Source organism: Escherichia sp. 20412-1, from assembly GCF_003027595.1.
GTDB classification, from domain to species: Bacteria; Pseudomonadota; Gammaproteobacteria; order Enterobacterales; family Enterobacteriaceae; genus Escherichia; species Escherichia marmotae.
Genome location: NZ_PYQM01000017.1, coordinates 21,014 through 46,511 on the forward strand (window position 1 = coordinate 21,014; position 25,498 = coordinate 46,511).

Annotated in this window: 20 protein-coding genes; 3 read left to right on the top strand and 17 right to left on the bottom strand. The window is 51.8% G+C overall.

The window, feature by feature from the left end; all coding sequences use genetic code 11:
- Positions 1-377 precede the first annotated feature (377 nt).
- The 6 genes from glgP to asd form a co-directional block, all read right to left on the bottom strand.
- Positions 378-2,825 (bottom strand): glycogen phosphorylase, encoded by a 2,448-nt coding sequence (gene glgP, locus C7B16_RS13250; protein ID WP_000993434.1) that lies wholly within the window; start codon positions 2,823-2,825, stop codon positions 378-380.
- A gap of 18 nt (positions 2,826-2,843) precedes the next feature.
- Positions 2,844-4,277, bottom strand: a complete 1,434-nt coding sequence (gene glgA, locus C7B16_RS13255) for a glycogen synthase GlgA (RefSeq protein ID WP_107179799.1) — start codon at positions 4,275-4,277, stop codon at positions 2,844-2,846.
- Positions 4,277-5,572 (bottom strand): glucose-1-phosphate adenylyltransferase, encoded by a 1,296-nt coding sequence (glgC, locus tag C7B16_RS13260; RefSeq protein ID WP_000624233.1) that lies wholly within the window; start codon positions 5,570-5,572, stop codon positions 4,277-4,279. Before glgC ends, glgA begins: the two co-directional genes overlap by 1 nt.
- 17 nt (positions 5,573-5,589) lie before the next feature.
- Complete coding sequence (gene glgX, locus C7B16_RS13265) at positions 5,590-7,563, bottom strand: glycogen debranching protein GlgX (protein WP_107179800.1); 1,974 nt, start codon at positions 7,561-7,563, stop codon at positions 5,590-5,592.
- Positions 7,560-9,746, bottom strand: a complete 2,187-nt coding sequence (glgB, locus tag C7B16_RS13270) for a 1,4-alpha-glucan branching enzyme (RefSeq protein ID WP_000116221.1) — start codon at positions 9,744-9,746, stop codon at positions 7,560-7,562. Before glgB ends, glgX begins: the two co-directional genes overlap by 4 nt.
- A gap of 271 nt (positions 9,747-10,017) precedes the next feature.
- Positions 10,018-11,121 (bottom strand): aspartate-semialdehyde dehydrogenase, encoded by a 1,104-nt coding sequence (gene asd / locus C7B16_RS13275; protein ID WP_001517255.1) that lies wholly within the window; start codon positions 11,119-11,121, stop codon positions 10,018-10,020.
- Positions 11,122-11,313: 192 nt separating this feature from the next.
- On the opposite strand from asd, the gene yhgN reads away from it, so the two are divergent.
- Positions 11,314-11,907, top strand: coding sequence for an NAAT family transporter YhgN (gene yhgN / locus C7B16_RS13280; protein ID WP_001002535.1), 594 nt, complete (start codon positions 11,314-11,316; stop codon positions 11,905-11,907).
- Positions 11,908-12,192: 285 nt separating this feature from the next.
- Here yhgN and gntU read toward each other — a convergent pair whose 3' ends face one another.
- The 5 genes from gntU to C7B16_RS13305 form a co-directional block, all read right to left on the bottom strand.
- Complete coding sequence (gene gntU / locus C7B16_RS13285; protein WP_107179801.1) at positions 12,193-13,443, bottom strand: gluconate transporter; 1,251 nt, start codon at positions 13,441-13,443, stop codon at positions 12,193-12,195.
- 3 nt (positions 13,444-13,446) lie between these two features.
- Entirely contained in the window at positions 13,447-13,974 is a 528-nt protein-coding gene (gntK, locus tag C7B16_RS13290) for a gluconokinase (protein ID WP_000108330.1), read from the bottom strand.
- Positions 13,975-14,112: 138 nt separating this feature from the next.
- The gene (gntR, locus tag C7B16_RS13295; protein WP_000730265.1) at positions 14,113-15,108 is read right to left on the bottom strand and encodes a gluconate operon transcriptional repressor GntR; all 996 of its coding nucleotides are present in this window, start codon (positions 15,106-15,108) and stop codon (positions 14,113-14,115) included.
- A 93-nt stretch (positions 15,109-15,201) separates the two neighbouring features.
- A complete protein-coding gene (yhhW, locus tag C7B16_RS13300; protein ID WP_016249303.1) occupies positions 15,202-15,897 on the bottom strand; it encodes a quercetin 2,3-dioxygenase in 696 nt (231 codons plus the stop codon).
- 121 nt (positions 15,898-16,018) lie between these two features.
- A complete protein-coding gene (locus C7B16_RS13305) occupies positions 16,019-17,056 on the bottom strand; it encodes an oxidoreductase (RefSeq protein ID WP_107179802.1) in 1,038 nt (345 codons plus the stop codon).
- A gap of 476 nt (positions 17,057-17,532) precedes the next feature.
- On the opposite strand from C7B16_RS13305, the gene yhhY reads away from it, so the two are divergent.
- Positions 17,533-18,021 (top strand): N-acetyltransferase, encoded by a 489-nt coding sequence (yhhY, locus tag C7B16_RS13310; protein WP_061090564.1) that lies wholly within the window; start codon positions 17,533-17,535, stop codon positions 18,019-18,021.
- A gap of 60 nt (positions 18,022-18,081) precedes the next feature.
- On the opposite strand, the gene ggt is transcribed toward yhhY, so the two are convergent.
- Positions 18,082-19,827: a gamma-glutamyltransferase gene (ggt, locus tag C7B16_RS13315; protein WP_000595054.1), complete on the bottom strand. Its 1,746-nt coding sequence runs from the start codon at positions 19,825-19,827 to the stop codon at positions 18,082-18,084.
- A 121-nt stretch (positions 19,828-19,948) separates the two neighbouring features.
- Between ggt and C7B16_RS13320 the strand changes: the two genes are divergently transcribed.
- Complete coding sequence (locus tag C7B16_RS13320) at positions 19,949-20,389, top strand: DUF2756 family protein (protein ID WP_107179803.1); 441 nt, start codon at positions 19,949-19,951, stop codon at positions 20,387-20,389.
- Here the strand turns inward: C7B16_RS13320 and ugpQ are convergent.
- The 5 genes from ugpQ to ugpB form a co-directional block, all read right to left on the bottom strand.
- Positions 20,376-21,119 (bottom strand): glycerophosphodiester phosphodiesterase, encoded by a 744-nt coding sequence (ugpQ, locus tag C7B16_RS13325; RefSeq protein ID WP_107179804.1) that lies wholly within the window; start codon positions 21,117-21,119, stop codon positions 20,376-20,378. The genes C7B16_RS13320 and ugpQ overlap by 14 nt on opposite strands.
- Positions 21,116-22,186: a sn-glycerol 3-phosphate ABC transporter ATP binding protein UgpC gene (gene ugpC / locus C7B16_RS13330; RefSeq protein WP_000907767.1), complete on the bottom strand. Its 1,071-nt coding sequence runs from the start codon at positions 22,184-22,186 to the stop codon at positions 21,116-21,118. The genes ugpQ and ugpC overlap by 4 nt, the downstream gene beginning before the upstream one ends.
- A gap of 1 nt (position 22,187) precedes the next feature.
- Positions 22,188-23,033 carry a sn-glycerol-3-phosphate ABC transporter permease UgpE gene (gene ugpE / locus C7B16_RS13335; protein WP_000572182.1) on the bottom strand — a complete coding sequence of 282 codons (846 nt, stop codon included), beginning with the start codon at positions 23,031-23,033 and terminating at the stop codon, positions 22,188-22,190.
- Positions 23,030-23,917: a sn-glycerol-3-phosphate ABC transporter permease UgpA gene (ugpA, locus tag C7B16_RS13340; RefSeq protein WP_000099289.1), complete on the bottom strand. Its 888-nt coding sequence runs from the start codon at positions 23,915-23,917 to the stop codon at positions 23,030-23,032. The genes ugpE and ugpA overlap by 4 nt, the downstream gene beginning before the upstream one ends.
- Before the next feature lie 97 nt (positions 23,918-24,014).
- Positions 24,015-25,331, bottom strand: a complete 1,317-nt coding sequence (ugpB, locus tag C7B16_RS13345; RefSeq protein ID WP_000803211.1) for a sn-glycerol-3-phosphate ABC transporter substrate-binding protein UgpB — start codon at positions 25,329-25,331, stop codon at positions 24,015-24,017.
- Positions 25,332-25,498: the final 167 nt, after the last annotated feature.

A 25,498-nucleotide genomic window follows, 5' to 3' on the forward strand; every position in this document is an offset into this window, starting at 1 on the left:
TCCCAGGGGGATTATATTAAGGGATAGATTGACTTAAAAATATTATATGTGCTGTTTAGCAATGTAACTAAAAAATCCCATACTCGCAATGAGTGACTTTATATAAACATACAGTAGATTGAAAATAAAGGGTTTTATTTTAAACAGAATAGCTGAGGAGTGGTGAAATATATAAATATAACGAATGATTTATTGGTTATTTATTTATGGTGTTTATTATATAATGCGTACTCAGATGAAATTTTTTATTAATAATTTATTATTAATAGATGCTGTGTGTAAATCGTCATGACATATTATTTATCTGATATAAAAATGCCGTATGCCCATTAACGATAGTTTTAAATGGAACACACGGCAGTTATCACTTTGCGAAATTACAATCTCACTGGATCAATATGCCAGATAAGATCGGCGTACTCTTTGATGGTTCGATCAGAAGAGAAGTAGCCCATATTGGCGATGTTCAGCATCGCTTTGGCTGTCCACTCTTCCGGACGCTCGTAAAGTTCGTCAACCTTATCCTGGCAATCGACATAGCTGCGATAATCCGCCAGTACCTGGTAGTGATCGCCAAAGTTGATCAGCGAATCAACCAGATCGCGGTAGCGGCCCGGATCTTCCGGACTGAACACGCCGCTGCCGATTTGCGTCAGCACCTGATGCAGTTCTTCATCTTTCTCGTAGTATTCACGCGGTTTGTAGCCCTGACGACGCAGTTCTTCCACTTCTTCCGCTGTGTTACCAAAGATAAAGATGTTGTCCGCACCGACATGATCCAGCATCTCAACATTCGCGCCGTCCAGCGTTCCGATAGTCAGCGCACCGTTAAGTGCAAACTTCATGTTGCTGGTGCCAGAAGCTTCTGTCCCTGCCAGTGAGATCTGTTCGGAAAGATCGGCCGCCGGGATGATCAACTGCGCCAGGCTGACGCTGTAGTTCGGGATAAACACCACTTTCAACTTGTCGCCAATCTGCGGATCGTTGTTGATCACCGTCGCTACATCGTTGATCAAATGGATAATGTGCTTCGCCATGTAATAGGCCGATGCTGCCTTACCGGCAAAAATATTCACACGCGGAACCCATTTCGCATCAGGATCGGCCTTGATACGGTTATAGCGGGTGATAACGTGTAACACATTCATCAATTGACGTTTGTATTCGTGAATACGTTTGATTTGCACATCAAACAGCGCTTTCGGATTCACCACCACATTCAGTTGTTGTGCGATGTACTCCGCCAGACGCTTTTTGTTATCCAGCTTCGCCTGATGAACAGCATGATTGACCATCGGGAAATCACAGTGCTGTTGTAGCTCGTTTAATTGGCTCAGGTCGGTACGCCAGTTACGCCCCAGGTGTTCGTCCAGTACGGCTGAAAGCGACGGGTTCGCCACCGCCAGCCAGCGACGCGGCGTCACACCGTTGGTGACGTTGGTGAAACGTCCTGGGAAGATTTTCGCAAAGTCGGCAAACAGCGATTGCACCATCAGATTAGAGTGCAACTCCGACACACCGTTAACTTTGTGACTGACCACAACAGCCAGCCAGGCCATCCGCACACGACGCCCATTAGATTCATCAATGATCGACGCCCGTCCCAACAAGTCGGTATCGTTCGGATACTGCTCCTGCAAGGTTTTCAGGAAATAGTCGTTGATCTCAAAGATAATCTGCAAATGACGCGGCAGAATTTTACCCAGCATATCGACCGGCCAGGTTTCCAGCGCCTCGCTCATCAGCGTGTGGTTGGTGTATGAGAAGACCTCACAGCACACTTCAAAAGCGTCGTCCCAGCTAAATTTGTGCTCATCAATCAGCAGGCGCATCAGCTCAGGAATCGACAGCACCGGATGGGTGTCGTTGAGATGAATCGCGATTTTATCCGCCAGATTATCGTAGGTTTTATGCAACTGATAATGGCGACTTAAAATGTCCTGAATGGTTGAGGAGACCAGGAAATACTCCTGACGCAAACGCAGTTCACGCCCGGAATAGGTGGAATCATCCGGGTAAAGCACGCGGGAAACGTTCTCGGAGTGGTTTTTGTCCTCCACCGCCGCGAAGTAATCGCCCTGGTTAAATTTACCGAGATTAATTTCGCTACTGGCTTGTGCGCTCCACAGACGCAAGGTGTTTGTCGCGTCAGTATCATAACCTGGGATGATTTGGTCGTAAGCCACGGCCAAAATTTCTTCGGTTTCAATCCAGCGCGTTTTCTTGCCTTCTTGCTGAATACGACCGCCAAAACGCACTTTGTAGCGCGTATTGTGGCGTTTAAATTCCCACGGATTGCCGTACTCCAGCCAGTAGTCCGGAGACTCTTTCTGACTGCCGTTAACGATGTTCTGTTTGAACATACCGTAGTCATAACGGATTCCGTAACCGCGTCCCGGCAACCCTAAAGTCGCCAGTGAATCCAGGAAGCAGGCCGCCAGACGCCCCAGGCCGCCGTTACCGAGGCCCGGGTCATTTTCCTCATCAATCAACTCTTCGAGATTTAATCCCATCGACTCCAGCGCACCCTGGACATCGTCATAAATACCTAACGACAGCATGGCATTGGAGAGAGTTCGGCCAATCAAAAACTCCATCGACAGGTAGTAAACCTGTCGAGTTTCTTGCGATAGCTGGGCACGATTCGAGCGTAACCAGCGCTCCACGAGACGATCGCGCACAGCAAATAACGTTGCGTTCAGCCATTCATGTTTATTGGCTACGACCGGATCCTTTCCAATCGTAAACATCAGCTTATAAGCGATAGAGTGCTTAAGAGCTTCTACGCTAAGCGTGGGCGATGAATATGTAAACGGAGCATTCATATAGGCGTTTCCTGAAAACTATTTCAAGCGATAGTAAAGCTCACGGTACGACTTCGCCGCGACCTGCCAGCTAAAATCCATTGCCATAGCCTGACGTTGCACAAACCGCCACAGCGAAGGGCGGGACCACAGAACAAAAGCGCGCCGAATAGCCCGTAACAACGACCAGGCATTACTATCTTCAAAGACAAACCCACTGGCGACGCCATCTGCAAGGTTCTCAAGAGAACAGTCAGAAACCGTATCAGCAAGCCCACCGGTACGCCGCACCAATGGCAGCGTGCCGTACTTCAATCCATAAAGTTGCGTTAAGCCGCACGGTTCAAAACGACTGGGCACCAGAATGACGTCCGCGCCGCCCATAATGCGATGCGAAAATGCTTCGTGATAACCAATCTGTACACCAACCTGCCCGGGATGTTCCGCCGCTGCGGCAAGAAAACCTTCCTGCAACACCGGATCGCCCGCGCCGAGTAACGCCAGTTGTCCACCCTGTTCCAGAAGGCCCGGTAAGGCCTCCAGCACCAGGTCAAGACCTTTCTGGCTGGTCAGACGGCTCACCACTGCAAAAAGCGGCACTTTATCGTCAACCTTAAGCCCCATTGCGATTTGCAACTGGCGCTTATTCTCCGCTTTATCCTCCAATGAATCGCGGGTGTAACGCGAGGCTAAAAGTAAGTCCGTCTCTGGACTCCATATTTTCTCGTCCACGCCGTTCAGTATGCCGGAAAGCCGCCCTTCACGATGACGTTGCTGGAGCAGACCTTCCATACCGTAGGCAAACTGAGGTTCAGTAATCTCACGAGCGTAGGTCGGACTAACCGCGGTAATGTGGTCAGCGTAATACAATCCGGCTTTCAGGAAAGAGATTTGCCCGTTGAACTCCAGTCCGTGAACATTAAAGAATGACCATGGCAATTGGATGTCATTCATGTGATGTGCATAAAACATGCCTTGATAGGCCAGATTGTGCACAGTAAACACCGACTTCGTCGGACGCCCACTTGCCGCCAGATACGCAGGCGCAAGGCCCGCATGCCAGTCGTGCGCATGCACCACATCGGGACGCCAGAATGGGTCAAGCCCGCTTGCCATCTCTGCCCCAACCCACCCCAGCAGTGCAAAACGCAATACGTTGTCGGTGTAGGCAAATAAGTTGGTATCGTGATACGGGCTTCCGGGACGATCGTAGAGATGTGGCGCATCAATCAGGTAAATGCCAACCCCGTTGTAATGCCCGAACAGCAGCGTGAAATGCCCGGCAAAGGTATCACGACGAGATACCACCTTTGCATCGGTCACGCCGCGGCGAATATCGGGAAATGCAGGCAACAGTACGCGAGCGTCAACGCCGTCTGCGATTTGTGCTGCGGGTAATGCCCCAATAACATCAGCCAGACCGCCGGTTTTAAGCAGCGGGAACATCTCTGAACATACATGTAAAACCTGCATTATCGCTCCTGTTTATACCCTAACTTCCGTAGCATTTCGCGCGTAACCAGCACGATGCCTTCTTCTGAACGATAGAAACGACGTGCATCCTCTTCTGCATCCTCACCAATCACCATGCCTTCCGGAATAACACAAGCGCGGTCAATGACACAGCGACGCAGACGGCACGAGCGACCTACCCATACTTCTGGTAGCAATACGGCGGAATCAATGTTGCAGAATGAATTCACGCGAACGCGTGAGAACAGAACGGACTGCACCACCACCGAACCAGAGATCACACAACCGCCTGAAACCAGGGAGTTAAGGGTCATCCCGTGGCTACCGGAGCGATCCTGAACGAATTTCGCTGGCGGCAATGATTCATTGTAGGTACGAATCGGCCAGTTGCGATCGTACATATCCAGTTCCGGCACGACAGAGGCCAGATCGAGGTTCGCTTTCCAATAAGCTTCCAGCGTCCCCACATCGCGCCAGTACGGCTCGGCGTCCGGGTCGGACTGTACACAAGAGAGCGGGAATGGATGCGCATAGGCGAGGCCTTCTTCGGTAATTTTTGGAATCAAATCTTTACCAAAGTCGTGGCTGGAGTTTTCATCGCGATCGTCTTCTTCCAGCAGTTCATACAGGTAGTCGGCGTCAAAGACGTAGATCCCCATACTCGCCAAAGATTTGCTCGGATCGTTTGGCATTGACGGCGGGTTAGCCGGTTTCTCAACAAATTCGATAATTTTATCGTTTTCATCGACTGCCATAACACCAAATGCAGAGGCTTCTTCAATTGGGACTGGCATACAAGCAACGGTACAACGCGCACCTTTTTCGACGTGGTCGATAAGCATTCGCGAATAGTCCTGCTTGTAGATATGGTCACCCGCCAGGATCACTACATACTCCGCTTTATAACGGCGAATAATGTCGAGGTTTTGGGTAACTGCATCAGCCGTACCGCGATACCAGTTTTCCCCTTTCATTCTCTGCTGCGCTGGCAGCAGATCGACAAACTCGTTCATTTCTTCATTGAAGAACGACCAGCCGCGCTGAATGTGCTGCACCAGGGTGTGAGACTGGTACTGGGTGATCACGCCCATACGGCGGATACCGGAGTTGATGCAGTTGGACAGAGCAAAGTCGATAATGCGGAACTTGCCGCCGAAGTGTACGGCAGGCTTTGCTCTCTTATTGGTTAAATCCTTCAGGCGAGTACCGCGTCCCCCCGCCAGAATCAAGGCAACAGACTTCAATGGCAGCTGGCGTGCCAACATTAAGTGATCGTTCTTCTCTAAACTAATCATGACTAACTCCTTTTTTATCATCTCTGGAACACACACAATCCGTGTGCAGGTCCCGGCCAGACAGCCGTAATCACTGGGTTATCCTCTCCAGCGAATGGGGGAATGGCATGCCACTCCCCTGCAGGTAAAACAATCTCTGTTACCTCAAGCGTGGCGTTTATTGCGATCAAGAAACGATCCGAAAGCAAAATTTGCAGTTGCTTCGGCCCGTTCTGCCACTCATCCGAGCTTAAAGATTGAGCATATCGATTTAGCCAACGGACATTGCCGTCGCCTTCTTCCCACCAGCGATCCTCTACCAAAGCAGGAATGCGCTTGCGCAGATGGATTAACGCGGCGGTAAACGCGATTAAACCACTGCTTGCTTGCGACCAGTCCAACCACGTTAGTTGGTTATCCTGACAGTAAGCATTGTTATTGCCATGCTGGCTGTGACCATGTTCGTCACCGGCCAGTAACATCGGCGTACCCTGGGAGAGCAACAACGTTGTTAACAGGGCGTGAATGCTGTCGCGCCGCCGTTCAACCAGATCAAGAGTACCGCCTAATCCTTCTTTACCATGATTGTTACTGTAATTGTTGTTGGTTCCGTCGCGATTTTCTTCTCCATTTGCTTCATTGTGCTTATGGTTGAAACAAACGCAGTCGCGAAGCGTAAAACCGTCATGTGCTGTGACCAGATTAATCGCAGCACTCGGCAGACGGCCATTACGTTTAAAAACATCACTGGATGCGGCAAAGCGTCCGGCAAACTCTCCCAGAGGTAAATCATAATGCAGCCAGAAACGGCGGGCGGCATCGCGGAAATGATCGTTCCACTCGGCAAACAGCGGAGGGAAATTCCCCACCTGATAGCCGCCGGGTGCGATATCCCACGGTTCAGCAATCAGCTTCACTTGCGAAAGCACCGGGCAATTCTGGATAGCGATAAACAGCGGCGCATCCTGACGAAACTCCGGCGTTCGCCCCATGACTGTTGCGAGATCGAAACGGAAGCCATCAACGTGACAGGTTTCCACCCAATAGCGTAGACAGGCGCTGGCGTATTCCACCACTGCCGGATGGCTCAAGTTGAGTGTGTTGCCACAGCCGGTCCAGTTGTGATAATCGCCGTCTTCTCTTATCCAATAATAGCTACGGTTATCGATCCCGCGCAGTGAGAATACCGGACCGTCGAGATCCAGTTCCGCACTGTGGTTGAGCACGATGTCGAGAATGACCTCAATGCCCGCTTTATGCAGGGCTTTGACTGCATCACGAAACTCATCCAGCGCCGTTTCTGGCGAGCAGGCATACGCCGGATGCAGCGCAAACAGCGCCACCGGGTTGTAACCCCAGTAGTTGCTTAGCCCCATGCGTTGCAAACGCGGCTCACTGGCAAATTGCGCCACCGGCAGCAGCTCCAGTGCGGTAATGCCCAACCGTTTTAAATAGTTGATCATCACCGGATGCCCCAGGGCTTTATAAGTGCCGCGGATCTCTACCGGGATCTCCGGGTGCAAGTAGGTTAATCCTTTGACATGGGCTTCATAAATGATAGTGCTGCCCCACGACGTGCACGGCGGGGCATCATCTTCCCAATCATAGTGGTCCACTACCACGACACATTTCGGCGCAATGGCAGCATTGTCGCGATAGTCAGGTTCACTATGGCCAGCGTGCAGCAGCGGGTTATCTTTAAATTCCCCGACAATCTGCCGCGCGCAAGGATCAATCAACAACTTCGCCGGGTTAAAGCGATGCCCCATGGCGGGTTGCCATGGGCCATGAACGCGATAACCATAACGCAAACCCGGGCGCGCATCCGGCAGATAACCGTGCCAGATATCGCCACTTCGTCCTGGCAAGTCATACCGATGTTCTACGTCCTGGGCGTCAAACACACACAGCTCTACCCGCTCGGCATGAGCGGAGAAGAGCGTGAAGTTGACGCCCTGGCCGTCGTAATGCGCGCCAAGGGGAGCGGGTTTGCCAATGGCAAGTTGTGTCATTCTCCCTCCCGAACCAGCCAGATAGTGGCCAGCGGCGGTAGTGTAAGGCTTAATGAATGCTGACGACCGTGGCTGGCAATCTCATCGCTGTGTACCGCGCCGCCATTGCCGGCATTACTACCGTGGTAGTGCATGGAATCAGTGTTGAGGATTTCACGCCATTTACCCGGCTGATTAATGCCAAAGCGATAGTCATAGCGCGGCACCGGCGTAAAGTTACTGGCAACGATAATTTCATTCCCCTCTTTATCGCGGCGAACAAAAATCAGCACCGAGCGTTCATGGTCATCCACCACCAGCCATTCAAAGCCATACGCGTCGAAATCCAGCTCATGCAGTGCTTTATGATGACGATAAGTGTGGTTCAGATCGCGTACCAGACGCTGGACACCGTGATGCCAGTTGTCACCGCCTTCCAGCAGATGCCAGTCGAGGCTGGCATCGTGGTTCCACTCTCGCCCTTGGGCAAATTCATTACCCATGAACAGCAGTTTTTTGCCCGGAAACGCCCACATCCAGGCATAGTAGGCGCGCAAATTGGCAAACTTCTGCCATGCATCACCCGGCATTCTGTCGAGAATCGATTTTTTGCCGTGCACCACTTCGTCGTGCGACAACGGCAGGACGAAGTTTTCAGTGTAGTTGTAGAGCATCCCGAAGGTGAGTTTATCGTGATGGTATTGACGATAAATCGGGTCGAGCTTCATGTAATCCAGGGTGTCGTGCATCCAGCCCAGGTTCCATTTGTACCAGAAGCCCAGGCCGCCAATATCCTGAGGACGAGAAACGTTCGGGAAGTCGGTAGACTCCTCCGCCATCGTTACCGCGCCAGGAACTTGCTCACCGATAATACGGTTGGTATTGCGCAGGAACTCAATCGCTTCCAGATTCTCGCGTCCACCAAACTCGTTGGGGATCCACTCACCCTCTTTACGGCTGTAATCACGATAAATCATCGACGCTACTGCATCGACACGCAGCGCATCAATACCAAAACGTTCAACCCAGTACAGCGCGTTACCGACGAGGAAATTGCTGACTTCACGACGTCCATAGTTGTAGATCAGGGTATTCCAGTCCTGGTGGTAGCCTTCACGCGGATCGCTGTGCTCATACAGGTTCGTACCGTCAAATTCGGCAAGCGCAAAGTCATCAGTCGGGAAGTGCCCCGGCACCCAGTCGAGAATAACGTTCAAACCGGCTGCGTGTGCGGCATCAATGAAATAACGGAAGTCATCACGAGTACCAAAACGACGAGTTGGCGCATACAGACCCGTCGGCTGATAGCCCCAACTGCCATCGAACGGATGTTCATTAATCGGCAACAGTTCGAGGTGGGTAAAGCCCATCCACTTGGCGTAAGGCACCAGTTGATCAGCCAGTTCGCGATAGCTTAGCCAGAAGTTGTTGTCGGCGTGACGACGCCAGGAGCCCAGGTGAACTTCATAGATAGAGATTGGCGCATCAAACTGATTCGCTTTTTTGCGCTCTTCAGTCTGTACGACTTTTTCAGGCAGTCCGCAAATAAGGGAAGCGGTTTCCGGGCGCATCTGCGCTTCGAAAGCATAGGGATCAGACTTCAGACGGAGATTACCGTTAGCATCAATCATCTCGTATTTATAGAGCTGACCGTTATGCGCGCCAGGGATAAACAGTTCCCAGATACCGCTTTCTTTACGCAGACGCATTGGGTGACGGCGGCCATCCCAGTAGTTGAATTGCCCAACGACCGAGACTCGTCGGGCATTTGGTGCCCAGACAGAAAAACGCGTGCCGGTAACGCCATCCATAGTATCAGCGTGCGCGCCTAAGGTTTCATATGGGCGCAGGTGAGTACCTTCAGATAACAGCCAGGCATCCATTTCCTGGATTAAAGGACCAAAACGGTAAGGATCATCAATCAGGTTCTGCTGACCATGCCAGACAACAGCCAACTGATAACGGAAAAAATTCTTACGCCGCGGTATGACGCCGCTAAAGAATCCACGAGAGTCAAGACACTCCAGTTTAGCGACTTTGCGTCCGGTTTTTGGTTCAATCACCCACACATCGGTGGCATCAGGTAAAAGGGCACGGACTTCCAGTCCCGCTGTAGTTTTATGCATTCCCAGTACGGAAAATGGGTCTGCAAAATGGCCTGCAATTAGCGCGTTTATCACGTCTCTATCGATACGAACGGACATGCTTGTCTTCCTGTTTTATTGTGTCACCCCATCCAACTGATTTTTGACATCTGGTTGTGACATTTTTTTGACCTGAACGACGCAGCACTCTGTGCATCCTCTCTGCGTCGTCCTCCCTTCAGGTAAGGCAGTGAATACCCAGGTATTCTGCCACCCTTAAAGAATAGCCAATGCTTTATCTAACTCCCGGTAAATCATGAAACATCTGCGCTTACTCCTGTATTACGCACTAAAAGGGGCGGCATCGCGCCCCAAATTTAATGAATAAAGATTACGCCAGTTGACGAAGCATCCGACGCAGCGGCTCCGCGGCCCCCCACAGCAACTGATCACCCACGGTAAAGGCTGACAGGAATTCTGGTCCCATATTCAGTTTACGCAGGCGGCCTACAGGCGTGGTCAGCGTGCCGGTAACGGCTGCTGGGGTTAGCTCACGCATCGTGATTTCACGATCGTTTGGTACTACTTTCGCCCACGGATTGTGCGCAGCCAGCAGTTCTTCCACGGTCGGAATGGATACATCCTTTTTCAATTTAATGGTGAATGCCTGGCTGTGGCAGCGTAGTGCCCCGACACGCACACATAAGCCATCTACCGGGATCACGGAAGATGTGTTGAGGATCTTGTTAGTTTCCGCCTGCCCTTTCCACTCTTCGCGGCTCTGACCATTATCGAGCTGTTTGTCGATCCACGGAATCAGGCTACCAGCCAGCGGCACGCCAAAGTTATCAACTGGCAGTTCGCCGCTGCGGGTTAGCGTCGTAACTTTGCGTTCGATCTCGAGAATAGCAGAGGAGGGGGTCGCAAGTTCATCCGCCACATGGCCATACAACTGACCCATCTGGGTTAATAACTCACGCATATGTCGCGCACCACCGCCGGAAGCCGCCTGGTAGGTCGCAACGGAAACCCAATCAACAAGATTATTAGCGAATAAACCGCCCAACGACATCAACATCAGGCTGACAGTACAGTTACCGCCAACAAAAGTCCTGATGCCTTTATTTAATCCGTCGGTAATGACGCCCTGATTAACAGGGTCAAGGATGATGATGGCGTCATCTTTCATGCGCAGAGACGATGCTGCGTCAATCCAGTAACCTTGCCATCCGCTTTCACGAAGCTTTGGATAGATTTCGTTGGTATAATCGCCGCCCTGACAGGTCACGATGATATCGAGAGCCTTCAGCGCTTCCAGATCAAAAGCATCCTGAAGTGTGCCGGAGGTGCCGCCAAAGGACGGCGCAGCCTGGCCAGACTGGGAAGTCGAAAAGAAGACAGGGCGAATGGCGTCGAAATCGCGCTCTTCAACCATGCGTTGCATGAGAACGGAGCCGACCATACCGCGCCAGCCGATAAAACCAACATTTTTCATAAGCGTTTTTTTCCTGCAAAGATGTGTGCTGTATAAATGTGCCTGTGTCCTCATGGCACATCTTTCACCATACAAAAAGCAGCCAAAGTCGCAAGTGAAATTAATCAATGATAGCGAAGCCATCAGTAATGCGACTTATCCTGCTTTAACAGCACGCAGAAAGTCCACCGCAATTATCAGGGAACTTGAGTTATGAATGAAATCATTTCTGCAGCAGTTTTATTGATCCTGATTATGGATCCGCTCGGAAACCTACCTATTTTTATGTCCGTACTAAAACATACTGAACCGAAAAGACGCCGGGCAATCATGGTGCGAGAATTGCTCATCGCGCTATTGCTGATGTTAGTGTTCCTGTTTGCGGGCGAGAAAATTCTGGCATTTCTTAACCTGCGGGCAGAAACCGTCTCTATTTCTGGCGGCATCATTCTTTTTCTGATTGCCATTAAGATGATTTTCCCCAGCGCCTCGGGTAACAGTAGTGGACTTCCGGCAGGTGAAGAGCCGTTTATCGTGCCGCTGGCAATTCCACTGGTGGCGGGGCCGACTATCCTCGCCACGCTGATGCTGCTGTCACACCAGTACCCGAATCAGATGGGCCATCTGGTGATTGCCCTGTTGCTGGCCTGGGGCGGCACATTTGTCATCCTGCTACAGTCATCGCTCTTTTTGCGCCTGCTGGGCGAGAAAGGGGTAAACGCACTGGAACGCCTGATGGGGTTGATTCTGGTAATGATGGCAACCCAGATGTTCCTCGACGGTATTCGGATGTGGATGAAGGGGTAATGTTCAAACAGGTGCTGCGCACAACCAGCATTTTTCGCCGCTGATTAACCACAGCATCTATAGCTTCCCATTGCCCTTCCCTGAAGGTAGCGGTGGCGTTACTTAACATCCGTTGTAACAGCAGTTCAGCTCCGTGTTTCTCCATCATCTTCTCCTGCGTCCGTTAACGCAGTGATTAGAATGGATAATGAGCCAGTGTTTTTGCGAGAGAGATCAAAAAGATGAAGAGAGGGGAAAAGAGAAATGAATTACTGCGAGCAAGCTCGCAGTAATTTGTCGCGGTAATTAACTCAACAACTGAAACGCAATCATTCCGACGATGGCACCGACAGTACCAAGAATGGTTTCCATCATGGTCCAGGTTTTCAGCGTTTCGGCTTCGGTCGCGCCGGTAAATTTACCGAACAACCAGAAACCGGCGTCGTTAACATGGCTGACTACAATCGAACCACCAGCGATACAAATCGACAGCGCCGCCATTTGCGCACCGGAGTAATTCAGTTGTTCAATAACCGGCATCGGCAGGCCCATCCCGGTTAACGCTTCGCCCAGCGCCGGACCTACGCCAGAGTCAACCAGCACCTGTTTGAACACACCGCCCGCACCAATCACCAGCAGAATAATCCCCGCAGGTTGCAGCGCGTGACCGCAAATCTCCATCACTTTGTCTTTCGGCATACCCTGACGCATCGCCAGACCATAAATCGCCACCAGACAAGCAACCAGAATCGCGGTAAATGGATGGCCAACAAACTCAAACCATTCATAAGCCGTTGACCCTTCTGGCACAAAACGTGCAGCAATGGTTTTCAGCCCAACCAGTACTAACGGCAGCAGGATCAGCGACAAACTGAATCCGAAGGACGGCATTTTGCCTTCGCCAAGATGCGGTTCACTGATGTCGTCAGGAATATGCAGCTCAACGTAACGGCTGATGAAATTACCCCACAGCGGGCCGGCAATAATCATCCCCGGAATTGCCGCACACAGGCCAATCAGGATCATCCAGCCAAAGTCGGCATTCATCTGCGATGCCAGCAGCATTGGCGCTGGCCCCGGCAGCAAGAACGCCGCTGCCGCTGCTACGCCTGCAAACAGCGGGATAACCAGCTTTACCAGGTTTGTGCCCGTGTGGCGCGCCATTGAGAATGCAACGCTAATCAGCAGAACAATCGCCACTTCAAAGAACAATGGTAACGCACAGACCAGACCCGCAAGGCCAATGGCATAATGCGCGCGGCTGTGACCGAAGGATTTGAGCATTTTGACGGCAATCTGATCGACTGCGCCGGTTTCATGTAAGATCTTGCCAAACATGGCTCCCAGGGCGACAACCACCGCCAGGAAACCAAGGGTACCTCCCATCCCTTTTTCCATCGTCGCTGCGATTTTATCGAGCGGCATACCGGAAAAAAGGCCAGCCCCCATAGACACCACCATCAAAGCCAGGAAAGCATGCATACGCGCCTTCATGACTAAAAACAGCAGCAGTAAAACAGACCCTACTGCTGTTAAAACAAGCGTTAATGTAGTCACTACTTATTTGCCTTTTTTAATAACCTCAATGGTGCTTGCCACAACACCTTCCAGCGGCTGATCGATATCTACCACCAGTACATCGGTTTCGTCCGCACCCGGTTCCTGCAGCGTTTCAAACTGCGTCACCAGCATTTGGGTTTTAAAGAAATGGCCTTTGCGCGCTTTCAGGCGGCTTTCAATCACATCAAAATCGCCTTTCAGGTAGATGAAAGAGAGATTTGGATTACCTTCACGCAGCAGGTCGCGATAGTGCTTTTTCAGTGCAGAACAGACGATCAGCGACACTTTATTGGTACGCTGCATGGCAAACGCGGCGTCGTTCAGCGCCTGTAACCACGGTTTACGATCATCATCATTCAACGGTTCACCGGACGCCATTTTTTCGATATTGCGACGCGGATGGAGGAAATCGCCATCAAGAAACGCGGCATGAAGTTGATGCGCCACTTCACTGGCGACCGCAGATTTGCCGCTGCCCGATACGCCCATCAGAACGTAAATGTGGTGATCATGGTTAGTCGTGCTCAAAGTGGTGCCCCCACAGTACAAGAATTAAAAATGTTACGGGTAACTGTTATCGGTAACATTGTCCGGCCGGACAAAAACAGAAGCAATATCCATCCGTGCCTTAAGTGTATAAGTGTGAGCTACTTCAAATTTGTGAGCTTAAATAGATCCGCCCGGTGACAAGGTGAAACCTAAATCTAACATTTTCGGTGTCACCGCTTCGCCACGAATACGCGCCAGCAGGCGCTCAGCGCCAATGCTGCCCATCCGCTCACGCGGCGTCAGCACGCTCGCCAACCGTGGCTCCATCACCTGACCAATATCGTGACCGTGGAAACCGGCGATCGCCATATCATCAGGGATTTTCAGCCCCAGGCGCTGACATTCAAATGCCGCGCCAACGGCCAGGTCATCGTTGGTACAGAACACGCCATCTAACTGCGGATATTCCCGCCGCGCCTGGCGAATCAGTTCAATACCAGAAGAGTAAGAAGAGGATTGCTCGACCATCACGCTATACGGCACCAGGCCGGCATCCAGCATCGCCTGCTCATATCCCTTCTGTTTGATGATAGTACGTTCATCGAGGCGCGCACCAAGATAAGCCACATGACGATGCCCACGGGCAATGATAGCGGCGGTCATCTGCCGTGCCGCTTCAAAGTTATTAAATCCGACGGCGATATCGAGACACGGCGACTGGCTGTCCATCAGTTCCACCACCGGAATACCTGCCACTTCAATCATCTTTAATGTGCGCGGCGTGTGGGTACGTTCGGTGAGGATCAGCCCGTCGATATTCCACGAGAGCATCGATTCGAGGCGTTCTTGCTCCATTTCCGGTTTATAACCGTAGTGAGCCAACATGGTTTGATAACCGTGTGCGTCGGTAACGCTTTCAATTCCGCGTAACACTTCGGCAAAAACCTGGTTAGTCAGAGAAGGTAGCAGGACGCCAATCGCCCGACTGGTGGCGTTTGAGAGGATATCGGGTGCGCGATTGGGAATATAACCCAGTTCATCAAGAGCGGCAGCGATCTTGCCGCGCAGGGCGACGGAGACTTGCTCCGGGTTGCGTAAAAAACGACTGACCGTCATTTTGGTCACGCCTACACGATCAGCCACATCCTGAAGTACGGGTCTTTTCTTTTTCATCGTCCTGAAAGGTACAAAAGGGATAGATTCTTTTAGTTTACCACGGACGCATCAGAACCTTCCCGATTCCTCGGGAAGGTTTGTGAGATAAATTTAGACTGGCGGTAAATCGAACAGCAGAATTTCACTGTCGCTATCGGCGTGGATGGATATCGCCTGCTCATCCCAAATTGCCAGGCCATCGCTGGTCGAGGCTTTTACGCCGTTAATGGTGACGTTGCCTTTCACCACCTGGATCCAGACGCGGCGTTCAGCGGCAATCTGATGTATTGACTGTTCATCTTTCACCAGCGCCCAGCGGTACAGCTCCATATCCTGATGCACTTTCAACGAACCGTCACGCGCATCCGGCGAGAGCACCAGTTGTTTGCCCTGTACGGCATCGAAGCGACGCTGTTCATAACGCGGCGTAATGCCGTTTTCTTCCGGCATGATCCAGATCTGATACAGATGCAGACGCTCGGTGCTACTTGGGTTGTACTCTGAGTGACGAATACCCGTACCCGCACTCATAATCTGAAACTCGCCCGCCGGAACCTGTTCTTTGTTCCCCATGCTGTCCTGATGCTCAACCGCACCTTCCAGCACATAGGTCAAAATTTCCATATCTTTATGTGGGTGAGTGCCGAAGCCCTGCCCTGCTTCAATCACGTCGTCGTTAATCACACGCAGCGCGGAGAAGCCCATAAAGTTCGGATCGTAATAGTTGGCAAAAGAGAAAGTGTGCCAGGAGTCCAGCCAGCCATGATTCGCATGGCCACGTTCATTTGCTTTGCGTAAGTAGATCATTTGTATTCGCCCCCTGAATGATTTGATGGGCTTAGTGTGGACCCGATCCGTCCGGGATGATAGAGGGTGAAAATTGACCCCTCTGTTCAAAAAAATTGAACTATTTGAGGGGGCATAAAACTTACTTCGCGAGAGTTACCGTGGAGGGTGAAGCTTGCTCAAAACCGCGCTCAAGGATTTCCAGATTAGTAAGAACTTCAGATTCCTTGACGTAATTTGGCGCACCGGTAGTAATGGTTTGATACAGCGCATCGTAGACGCGTCCGTAATCTCCCACTTCCGGCTTCATTTCCTCTCTTACCGTAACGCCCTCGTCATTGACATACTCCAGCACACCGACCGAATCATCCGCCGCGAATCCCGCTTCGCCCGGCATAATATTAGCCTTCAGGCTGGTTTCCTGCTGGTCAATACCGTATTTAATAAATGTACCTTTCTTACCGTGAACGATAAATTTCGGATAATCGATTTTCACCAAATGGCTGGTTTTGACGATGGCTTTCAAATCACCATAAAACAACTGCGCTTCGAAAGTGTCGTCCGGATTGGCTTTATTACGCAGGCTGCGAATATCGTAAGCCACATGATCCGGGCGACCAAACAGTGAAATAATCTGGTCGAGGGTATGCACGCCAAGACCATAGAACGCGCCATCTTGCGGTAGTCCGGGTTTAGTTTCTGCCACCGGGCGGTAGTAGTCAAAATGGCTTTCCACTTCGACAATCTCTCCCAGCTTGCCGCTTTCAATCGCTTTTTTCGCCGTCAGGAAGCAGGAGTCAAAGCGACGATTCTGATACGACGTGACGGTCAGCCCTTTACTTTTTGCCAGCGCAAACAGCTCTTTCGCTTGCGCAAGCGTAGGGGTGAACGGTTTTTCGACCAGCACATTTTTTCCGGCCTCCAGCGCGCGCTTCGCATACTCGAAGTGGCTGTCAGCATGGGTGCAGACGACAACCAGCTTAACGTCGGGATCATTTAATACTTCGTCGAGATCGCTGGTGAAATGAATATGGGAATAGATGGGAGCCTGTTCTTCCGGCCTGGCATGGCGGCGAAAAATATGCGCGACATGCCAGCTATCCTTGCGGTTAAGTACATACGGCAGATGGTAACGGGTGGTGCTTTTACCGAAGCCAATGAAGGCGCAGTTAATGACCATAGTTTCGTCCTTTTTAAGGTGGTTAGTGACACCTTAGCGCAAAGCGGACGTGGTTCCTATGCCTGTGTTTCAGTACGTCAGATTGTTGGCAAAGTGCACTTTGATCATGCCGGATGCGGCGTGAACGCCTTATCCGGCCTACACAAAATGGCATCGGTTTGTAGGCCTGATAAGCGTAGCGCATCAGGCAATTTTGCATTTGTCTCAACACGAGCACTTCCCGTGGGCAAAATAGCAAGTCAGCCTGGCTGAAACGAAAGCAAAAAAAAGCCAGCACCCGGCTGGCTAAGTAATACTGGAAGCAATGTGAGCAATGTCGTGCTTTCAGGTTCTCCGCGAGGGTCTTCCTGATCGCGAGACAATAATAATCATTCTCATTCGCACTTGTCCAACACTTTTTGCAAAAAAATGCATTTGACTCGCTTTTGAAAGTCAATGATGTTGAAAGGGACATTTACACCAAAGAGGACAGAGGAATGAATGAGATAGTGATACGCCACGCTGAAACGCGCGATTACGAGGCTATTCGGCAGATTCACGCCCAGCCGGAGGTGTATTACAACACGCTACAGGTGCCTCATCCTTCCGCTCATATGTGGCAGGAGCGACTCGTCGGGCATCCCGGCATCAAGCAACTCGTCGCCTGTATTGATGGAGACGTCGTAGGTCATCTTACCATTGACGTACAGCAACGCCCGCGTCGCAGTCATGTTGCCGATTTTGGTATCTGCGTCGACTCCCGCTGGAAGAATCGCGGCGTCGCCAGTGCCCTGATGCAAGAGATGATTGAAATGTGCGACAACTGGTTGCGGGTAGATCGCATTGAGCTAACGGTGTTTGTCGACAACGCCCCGGCAATTAAGGTCTATAAAAAATACGGCTTTGAGATTGAAGGAACTGGCAAGAAGTACGCATTGCGAAACGGTGAATATATTGATGTGTATTATATGGCGCGGGTGAAATAGAAAATTTGCAATCTAAGTTTGTCATTTAAGCCCTCACCTACCGGGAGAGGGCTTAACATATTAATACCCCGCCGTTAAATCATCTACCGAACGTGGATCAGATGCGCCGTACAACTCACCGTCCGGAGCAACCATAATGCTTTGCGTGCTGCCCATCGCTTCTTTCAGCGCCACTTTCTGGCCTTTTGCTTCCAGTAGCTTGAGCGTATCCGGGCTAAATCCTTTCTCCACTCGCAACTCGTCCGGCAACCACTGATGGTGGAAACGCGGCGCATTAGTCGCTTCAGCGACGTTCATTCCATAATCGATACTGTTCACTACCATTTGCAGCACGGTGGTGATAATTCGGCTACCGCCAGGGCTGCCAGTGACCAGCCAGGTTTTGCCATCTTTCACCACAATGGTTGGTGACATCGATGACAGCGGGCGCTTGTTCGGCCCTACAGCATTGGCATCACCGCCTACCAGCCCGTACACGTTCGGTACGCCCGGTTTGGCCGAGAAATCATCCATTTGGTTATTAAGCAAAATACCGCTCTCGCCCGCGACAATGCCCGTACCGAAGGTGGTGTTCAGCGTATAGGTCACCGCCACCGCGTTACCGTCTTTATCCACCACTGAATAATGGGTGGTTTGATTACTCTCATAAGGTGCAAGCTTGCCGGGGCGAATTTCGCTGGACGGCTTCGCTTTATTGATATCAATTTGATCGGCAATAGATTTGGCATAGGCCTTATTCGTCAGCGCCTGCCACGGTACTTTGACAAAATCCGGATCGCCAAGGTATTCCGAGCGATCGGCATAGGCATGTTTCTCGGCTTCGGCCATGATTTGCATCGCATCAGCGCTACCAAAGCCATATTTCTTCATATCGAAGTTTTCCAGAATATTGAGGATCTGCACGATATGAATCCCACCAGAAGATGGCGGTGGCATGGAGTAAACCTGATACCCGCGATAATCGCCACTAATCGGTGTGCGTTCGACCGCTTTATACGCAGCCAAATCCTCTTTGGTAATCAAACCACCGTTTTTCTGCATCTCCTGGGCAATCTGCTCAGCTATTGTGCCTTTGTAAAACGCGTCCGGGCCATTTTCGGCAATCATCTCCAGGCTCTTTGCCAGGTTCGCCTGCACCAACTTGTCGCCCTTTTTCAGCGGCTCCCCCTCTTTCCAGAAGATAGCCTTGCTGTTTTCGTGATTCGGCAGCACTTCGCTACCATAGGTTTTGAGATCGTCAGCCAACGCATCGTTAACGATAAAACCATCACGCGCCAGTTTAAACGCGGGCTGAACCACTTTGTTCAGCGGCATGGTGCCGTATTTATCCAGCGCCAGCGAGAAACCTGCTACCGTGCCAGGCGTGCCGGAGGCCAGATGCGAAGTGAGTGATTTTTTACTGTCCGGGTTGCCCTGGTCATCGAGGAACATATCGCGGGTCGCTTTGGCAGGTGCCATTTCGCGGAAGTCGATAGCGGTGGTGTTGCCATTTTTAGTGCGGATCAGCATAAAACCGCCGCCCCCCAGATTCCCCGCCTGCGGATGCGTTACCGCCAGCGCATATCCCACCGCCACGGCAGCATCCACGGCATTCCCGCCCTCCTTGAGGATATCTACCCCCACCTGAGTGGCAGTGGCATCGACAGAAGCCACCATTCCCTGCTTCGCGCGCACCGGATGGAAGACATCCTCCTCCACGCCATACGAGACGGGCGGCGGCGCAGGTGGCGCGGCTGCCGCACTAAAACAACATCCTGAAAGTAAAGTAGCAATCGCCGCCCGGCGTAAAAACGTCGGTTTTATCATCGTTATTCTCCAGTTGTATGAGGGGCCTTCCCCACTTAAGCCTGGTGTATAACTCTGAAATAATCATCGTTTTGCCGGGAAGCGAGTAAACTTAAAGGATATCTTCAGAGGAGGATACGCGATGAAACGACTTCTGCTTTTGACGGCACTCCTGCCGTTTGTCGGCTTTGCACAGCCCATTAATACTCTGAATAATCCTAACCAGCCGGGATATCAAATCCCCAGCCAGCAACGGATGCAAACCCAGATGCAGACTCAGCAAATCCAACAAAAAGGGATGCTGAATCAGCAACTGAAAACTCTGACGCAACTACAACAGCAGCATTTAGAAAATCAGATTAACAGCAACTCGCAGCGGGTATTGCAGTCACAGCCGGGGGAGCTAAATCCCGCCCGGCAGCAAATGCAGCCCAACAACAACGGCGGGATGTTAAACGGCAACCGTAATCCGGATAGTTCGTTGAATCAGCAGCATATGCTGCAAGAGAGGAGAAACGGCGACATGCTGAATCCACCCAGCACATCGCAGCCTGACCTTCCGTTGAAAACTATTGGGCCGTAAAATTTGGCCCGATCACGTCAATCACATCAGTACAGATGCAATCCACGCCCCAGCGCAGCAACTCTGCCGCTCGCTGGGGTCTGTTGACGGTATAAACCAGAATCCGCAACCCAGCGTCTTTCAACTGCATCACTCGCGCTTTATCGAGCAACTTATGATTGAGATGAATAGAGACGCAGCCCAGCCGCGTAGTCAGTTCGCGCCAGTCGTCGCGCCACTCATCAAGCAACAAACCGCGCGGCAGTTCCGGTGCTGCCAATTGTGCGGCTTCTAAAGCATCAATCTCAAACGATGACAGCAGCGGTGGGGTCATCTCCGCCCAAAGTTCGCGTGCCGCCAGTGCCACCATTTTGCCCGTCGACGACCCGGTGCCGGTGGTGGGTTTGATTTCGATATTCGCCATCATCCCGTGTTCGCGACAGCGTTCCGCCACCTGCGAAAGCAACGGCAGCGGCTCACCTTTAAACGCTTTGCTGTACCAACTGCCTGCATCCACGCGCAGTAAATCCTGCCAGTTCAGTTCGCCCGCGACGCCCCAGCCGTTGCTGGTACGTTCGAGGTTGTCATCATGGAGCAAGAAGATCTCACCATCTTTCGATAACTTCGCATCAAATTCGATCATCTTATGACCGTATTTTGCCCCCACGTCGATTGCCGCCAGGGTGTTTTCCGGGGCAAGTTTACCGCCGCCACGGTGGGCGACAATGCGGGGATAAGGCCAGTTACTCATACTCGTTGTCCTGTTTCACCATCAAAAAGATGTAGCTGATTTTCCGGCAAATGCAGCCACAACATGCTGCCTGCCGTCGGGCGTTCCTGATGCGCCAGTCGTACCACCAGCTTCTGATCGCCCCAGCGTCCGTGCGCCAGATTATCAGCGCCGAGGATCTCCAGCGTGTCCATCACCAGCGGCACGCCGCCTTCTGCCTGCGAGCTTAACGCAATATGTTCCGGGCGGATACCGAGGGTCATTTTACGCCCGGCATACTGCCGATAATAACCGTTCAACGGTAGTACGATGCCGCCGTCCAGCTCGAAGTGCGTACCTTCGTTATTCACGCGACCTGTCAGCAGGTTCATCGCCGGACTGCCGATAAAACTCGCCACAAACAGGCTGGCGGGTTTTTCGTACACTTCAACCGGCGTGCCAATCTGTTCGGCAACGCCGCCGTTCATTACCATCACTCGCTGGGCGAGGGTCATCGCTTCAACCTGATCGTGGGTGACGTAGAGTGATGTCGTTTTCAGACGACGGTGTAACTGCTGCAACTCAAGACGCATCTGTACGCGCAGCTTGGCATCGAGGTTAGAGAGCGGCTCATCAAACAAGAACACCGCCGGATCGCGCACAATCGCGCGCCCCATCGCCACACGCTGACGCTGACCGCCAGAAAGCTCGCGTGGACGGCGCTTAAGCAAACCGTCAAGTTCGAGAATGCGTGCTGCTTCTTTGACACGTTCAGCAATTTGCTGCTTGCCCATACCGCGAATTTTCAGCCCCCACGCCATATTCTCCTCTACGCTCATATGCGGATAAAGCGCGTAGTTCTGGAACACCATCGCAATCCCGCGATCTTTCGGCTCCATTTCGGTTACGCGCTGCTCGTTGATCCAGATATCGCCCTCAGTCACCTGCTCCAGCCCGGCAACCATGCGCAGTAGCGTGGATTTTCCGCAGCCAGACGGCCCAACCATCACAATAAATTCACCGTCTGCCACATCAAGCGTCAGCGGTTTAATGACCTGGGTTTTGCCATCCCAGCTTTTGGTTACTGCCTGTAATTTCAGTCCTGCCATCTTATTTCTCACTATCGACCAGGCCGCGCACAAAGGCACGCTGCATCACTAAAACAATCAATACTGGTGGGATCAGGGTTAACAACATCGCAGCCATCACCGAGTTCCATTCTGTCGTGCCTTCGCCAGTGGCGATCATCCCTTTAATCCCCGCCACGGTGGTGCCGAGATCAACATCGGTAATAATCAGCAGCGGCCACAGATACTGGTTCCAGCCGTAGATAAAGGTGATCACAAACAGCGCCGCCAGATTGGTTTTTGACAGCGGAAAGACAATGTCGCAAAAGAAGCGCATCGGTGACGCACCGTCGATACGAGCCGCTTCCACCAGCTCATCCGGCAGCGTCATAAAGAACTGCCGGAACAGGAACGTAGCGGTCGCTGAGGCCATCAGCGGCAGCGTTAAACCTGCGTAGCTGTCGAGCATCTTCAGATTGGCGATCACTTCTACCGTCGGGAAAATACGCACTTCAACCGGCAGCATCAGAGTAATAAAAATCATCCAGAAGAAGAGGTTACGCAGCGGAAAACGAAACCAGACGATGGCGAATGCCGAGAGCATCGAAACGGTAATTTTGCCCAGCGTAATGCTGAACGCCATCACGAAACTGTTAAGCAACATCCGCCAGAATGGCGCGCTATTCGTGCCTACTCCGTTTACCCAAATGTTATGGATATTCTCCAGCAGATGCGTGCCGGGGATCAGCGTCATCGGCGCGGCGTAGACTTCCTGTTTATCCAGCGTCGCTGCGACAAACGCCACGTACAGCGGGAAGAGGATCACCGCAATCCCAAGGATCAGCATGGTATGGCTGAATATCGTCAGCCACGGACGGTTCTCAATCATTGGTAACGCACCTTGCTTTCAACATAGCGGAACTGCACCACCGTCAACACGATGACGAGGAACATCAACACCACCGACTGCGCGGCAGACGAAGCCAGATCCAGTCCGGTAAAGCCTTCGCGGTAGATCTTATAAATCAGCGTGGTAGTGGCCTGTACTGGCCCACCGGACGTAGCGGCATCAATCACCGGGAAGGTGTCGAAGAAGGCGTACACCAGATTAACCACCAGCAGAAAGAAACTCACCGGAGCGATAAGCGGTAACGCGATCTTAAAGAAGCGGCGAATCGGGCCTGCGCCGTCAATGGCCGCCGCTTCGATCAGTGAACGGGGAATGGATTGCAGCGCGGCATAGAAGAACAGAAAGTTGTAGCTGATTTGCTTCCACACCGAGGCGAACACCACCAGAAACATCGCCTGGCCGCTGTTTTGCGCGTGGTTCCAGTCATAGCCGAACTCAGCAAGAAAATGAGTGATCAGCCCGCGACCGGGGTTAAACAGGAAGATCCACAATACGGCGGCAACGGCGGGAGCCACGGCATACGGCAACAACATTAAAGTTTGATAGAAACGGCTGCCGCGCACGATGTACTCCACCAGCGCCGCAAAGAACAGCGACACCAGCAAACCGCTGACGGTGACAAAGGTGCTAAATTTTATCGTCGTCCAGAAGGAGTCGAGATAGTAACTGTCATGGAACAGCGTGACGAAGTTATCCAGCCCGACAAACTGGCTGGAGAAACCAAACGGATCGACGCTTTGTAGCGAGTACCACAACGCTTCGCCCGCAGGCCAGATAAAAAAGATAACGGTGATGATGAGCTGCGGCGCGACCAGCAAATAAGGCAGCCAGCGCGAGCGGAACACCGGACGGGATGATGACATTACGGTTAATTCCTGAACTGTGCCGGATGCGCTTCGCTTATCCGGCCTACACGCGATGCCAGGTCAGATAAGCGAAACGCATCCGACATTACACTGATTAAGACTTCGTCGATTTCTCAAAGCGGCGCAGCAACTGATTCCCACGCTCAACGGCGGTATCCAGCGCCTGCTGTGGCGTCTTCTTACCGGTCCACACGCTCTCCAGCTCTTCATCCACAATTACGCGGATCTGCGGCATATTGCCCAGACGCAGTCCTTTGGTATACGGCAACGGCGGCTTGTTCAGCATCTGACGCGTCGCAGTATCCGCTCCTGGGTTTTTCTCGTAAAAGCCCTGCTCACGGGTCAGGTCATAAGCCGCTTTAGTGATCGGCAGATAACCGGTTTTCTGATGCCACTCAGCAGCGTTTTCTGGCTTCGCGAGGAAGTCGAGGAACTTCGCCACACCGGTGTAAGTATCCTTATCTTTGCCCTGCATCACCCACAGGCTGGCTCCGCCGATAATGGCGTTTTGTGGCGCATCTTTCGCATCGGCGTCGTAAGGCATCATGCCTACGCCATAGTTGAATTTGGCATACTCTCGAATGTTGGCAAGCGAACCGGAAGAGGCGGTCGTCATCGCGCAATCACCGTTATAGAACTTCTCGGTGGATTCATCCTTACGCCCGACGTAGCTAAAATCGCCCTTCTTGTTCATCTCTTCCAGCATGGCGATATGTTTCACCTGCTCCGGCTTGTTGAACTCCAGCACCGCATCTGTGCCGTCAAACCCGTTGTTTTTGCTGGCAAATGGCAGGCCATTCCAGGCGCTAAAGTTTTCCAGTTGGATCCAGCCCTGCCAGCCGCTGGCGTAGCCGCACTTCATACCGGAGGCTTTCAGTTTTGCGGCATAGTCAGCCAAATCCTGCCAGGTTTTCGGCGGCTGCTCCGGGTCTAACCCTGCTTTTTTGAAAGCATCTTTGTTGTAATAGAGAACGGGAGTCGAGCTGTTGAACGGTTGGGAGAGTAAATGTCCGGTTTTGCTGTCGGAGTAGTAGCCTGAAACCGTCGGCACAAACTGCGACTCATCGAAGTTAATCCCCGCATCTTTAAATACTTCATACACCGGTTTAATCGCTTTCGACGCCATCATGGTGGCGGTGCCAACTTCATAAACCTGCAAAATAGCCGGCGCGTTACCGGTACGAAATGCTGCGATACCCGCGCTTAAATTCTGTTCGTAGTTGCCTTTGTAGGTCGGTACAATTTTGTAATCCGGGTTTTCGGCGTTAAAACGTTGAGCCAGAGAATCCACCTCTTTACCCAGTTCCCCTTCCATCGAATGCCAGAACGGAATAGTCGTCACGGCCTGTGCATTCCCCATTAACGCCAATCCGAGCGCCAGTGCTGAAGCTGTATAATGTAACGGTTTCATTGATTATCTCTCTTGTTGTACCGGATGCGCGAATTCACGCGTTTTATGCTCGCGGGGTAACATGACATGCTCGAATTACAGAAAAATAACTATTTTGTTACATTTTTAAGATAGTAAGGTGTCAGAAAGATGACAAGGCGGTGACGGTACGGGTGAGGGAAAATGGG

What these genes read in the sequence shown, in the direction of transcription:
- glgP (WP_000993434.1), bottom strand. Translation starts at nt 2,825, where the DNA reads ATGAATGCTCCGTTTACATATTCATCGCCCACGCTTAGCGTAGAAGCT.
- glgA (WP_107179799.1), bottom strand. Translation starts at nt 4,277, where the DNA reads ATGCAGGTTTTACATGTATGTTCAGAGATGTTCCCGCTGCTTAAAACC.
- glgC (WP_000624233.1), bottom strand. Translation starts at nt 5,572, where the DNA reads ATGATTAGTTTAGAGAAGAACGATCACTTAATGTTGGCACGCCAGCTG.
- glgX (WP_107179800.1), bottom strand. Translation starts at nt 7,563, where the DNA reads ATGACACAACTTGCCATTGGCAAACCCGCTCCCCTTGGCGCGCATTAC.
- glgB (WP_000116221.1), bottom strand. Translation starts at nt 9,746, where the DNA reads ATGTCCGTTCGTATCGATAGAGACGTGATAAACGCGCTAATTGCAGGC.
- asd (WP_001517255.1), bottom strand. Translation starts at nt 11,121, where the DNA reads ATGAAAAATGTTGGTTTTATCGGCTGGCGCGGTATGGTCGGCTCCGTT.
- yhgN (WP_001002535.1), top strand. Translation starts at nt 11,314, where the DNA reads ATGAATGAAATCATTTCTGCAGCAGTTTTATTGATCCTGATTATGGAT.
- gntR (WP_000730265.1), bottom strand. Translation starts at nt 15,108, where the DNA reads ATGAAAAAGAAAAGACCCGTACTTCAGGATGTGGCTGATCGTGTAGGC.
- yhhW (WP_016249303.1), bottom strand. Translation starts at nt 15,897, where the DNA reads ATGATCTACTTACGCAAAGCAAATGAACGTGGCCATGCGAATCATGGC.
- C7B16_RS13305 (WP_107179802.1), bottom strand. Translation starts at nt 17,056, where the DNA reads ATGGTCATTAACTGCGCCTTCATTGGCTTCGGTAAAAGCACCACCCGT.
- yhhY (WP_061090564.1), top strand. Translation starts at nt 17,533, where the DNA reads ATGAATGAGATAGTGATACGCCACGCTGAAACGCGCGATTACGAGGCT.
- ggt (WP_000595054.1), bottom strand. Translation starts at nt 19,827, where the DNA reads ATGATAAAACCGACGTTTTTACGCCGGGCGGCGATTGCTACTTTACTT.
- C7B16_RS13320 (WP_107179803.1), top strand. Translation starts at nt 19,949, where the DNA reads ATGAAACGACTTCTGCTTTTGACGGCACTCCTGCCGTTTGTCGGCTTT.
- ugpQ (WP_107179804.1), bottom strand. Translation starts at nt 21,119, where the DNA reads ATGAGTAACTGGCCTTATCCCCGCATTGTCGCCCACCGTGGCGGCGGT.
- ugpC (WP_000907767.1), bottom strand. Translation starts at nt 22,186, where the DNA reads ATGGCAGGACTGAAATTACAGGCAGTAACCAAAAGCTGGGATGGCAAA.
- ugpE (WP_000572182.1), bottom strand. Translation starts at nt 23,033, where the DNA reads ATGATTGAGAACCGTCCGTGGCTGACGATATTCAGCCATACCATGCTG.
- ugpA (WP_000099289.1), bottom strand. Translation starts at nt 23,917, where the DNA reads ATGTCATCATCCCGTCCGGTGTTCCGCTCGCGCTGGCTGCCTTATTTG.
- ugpB (WP_000803211.1), bottom strand. Translation starts at nt 25,331, where the DNA reads ATGAAACCGTTACATTATACAGCTTCAGCACTGGCGCTCGGATTGGCG.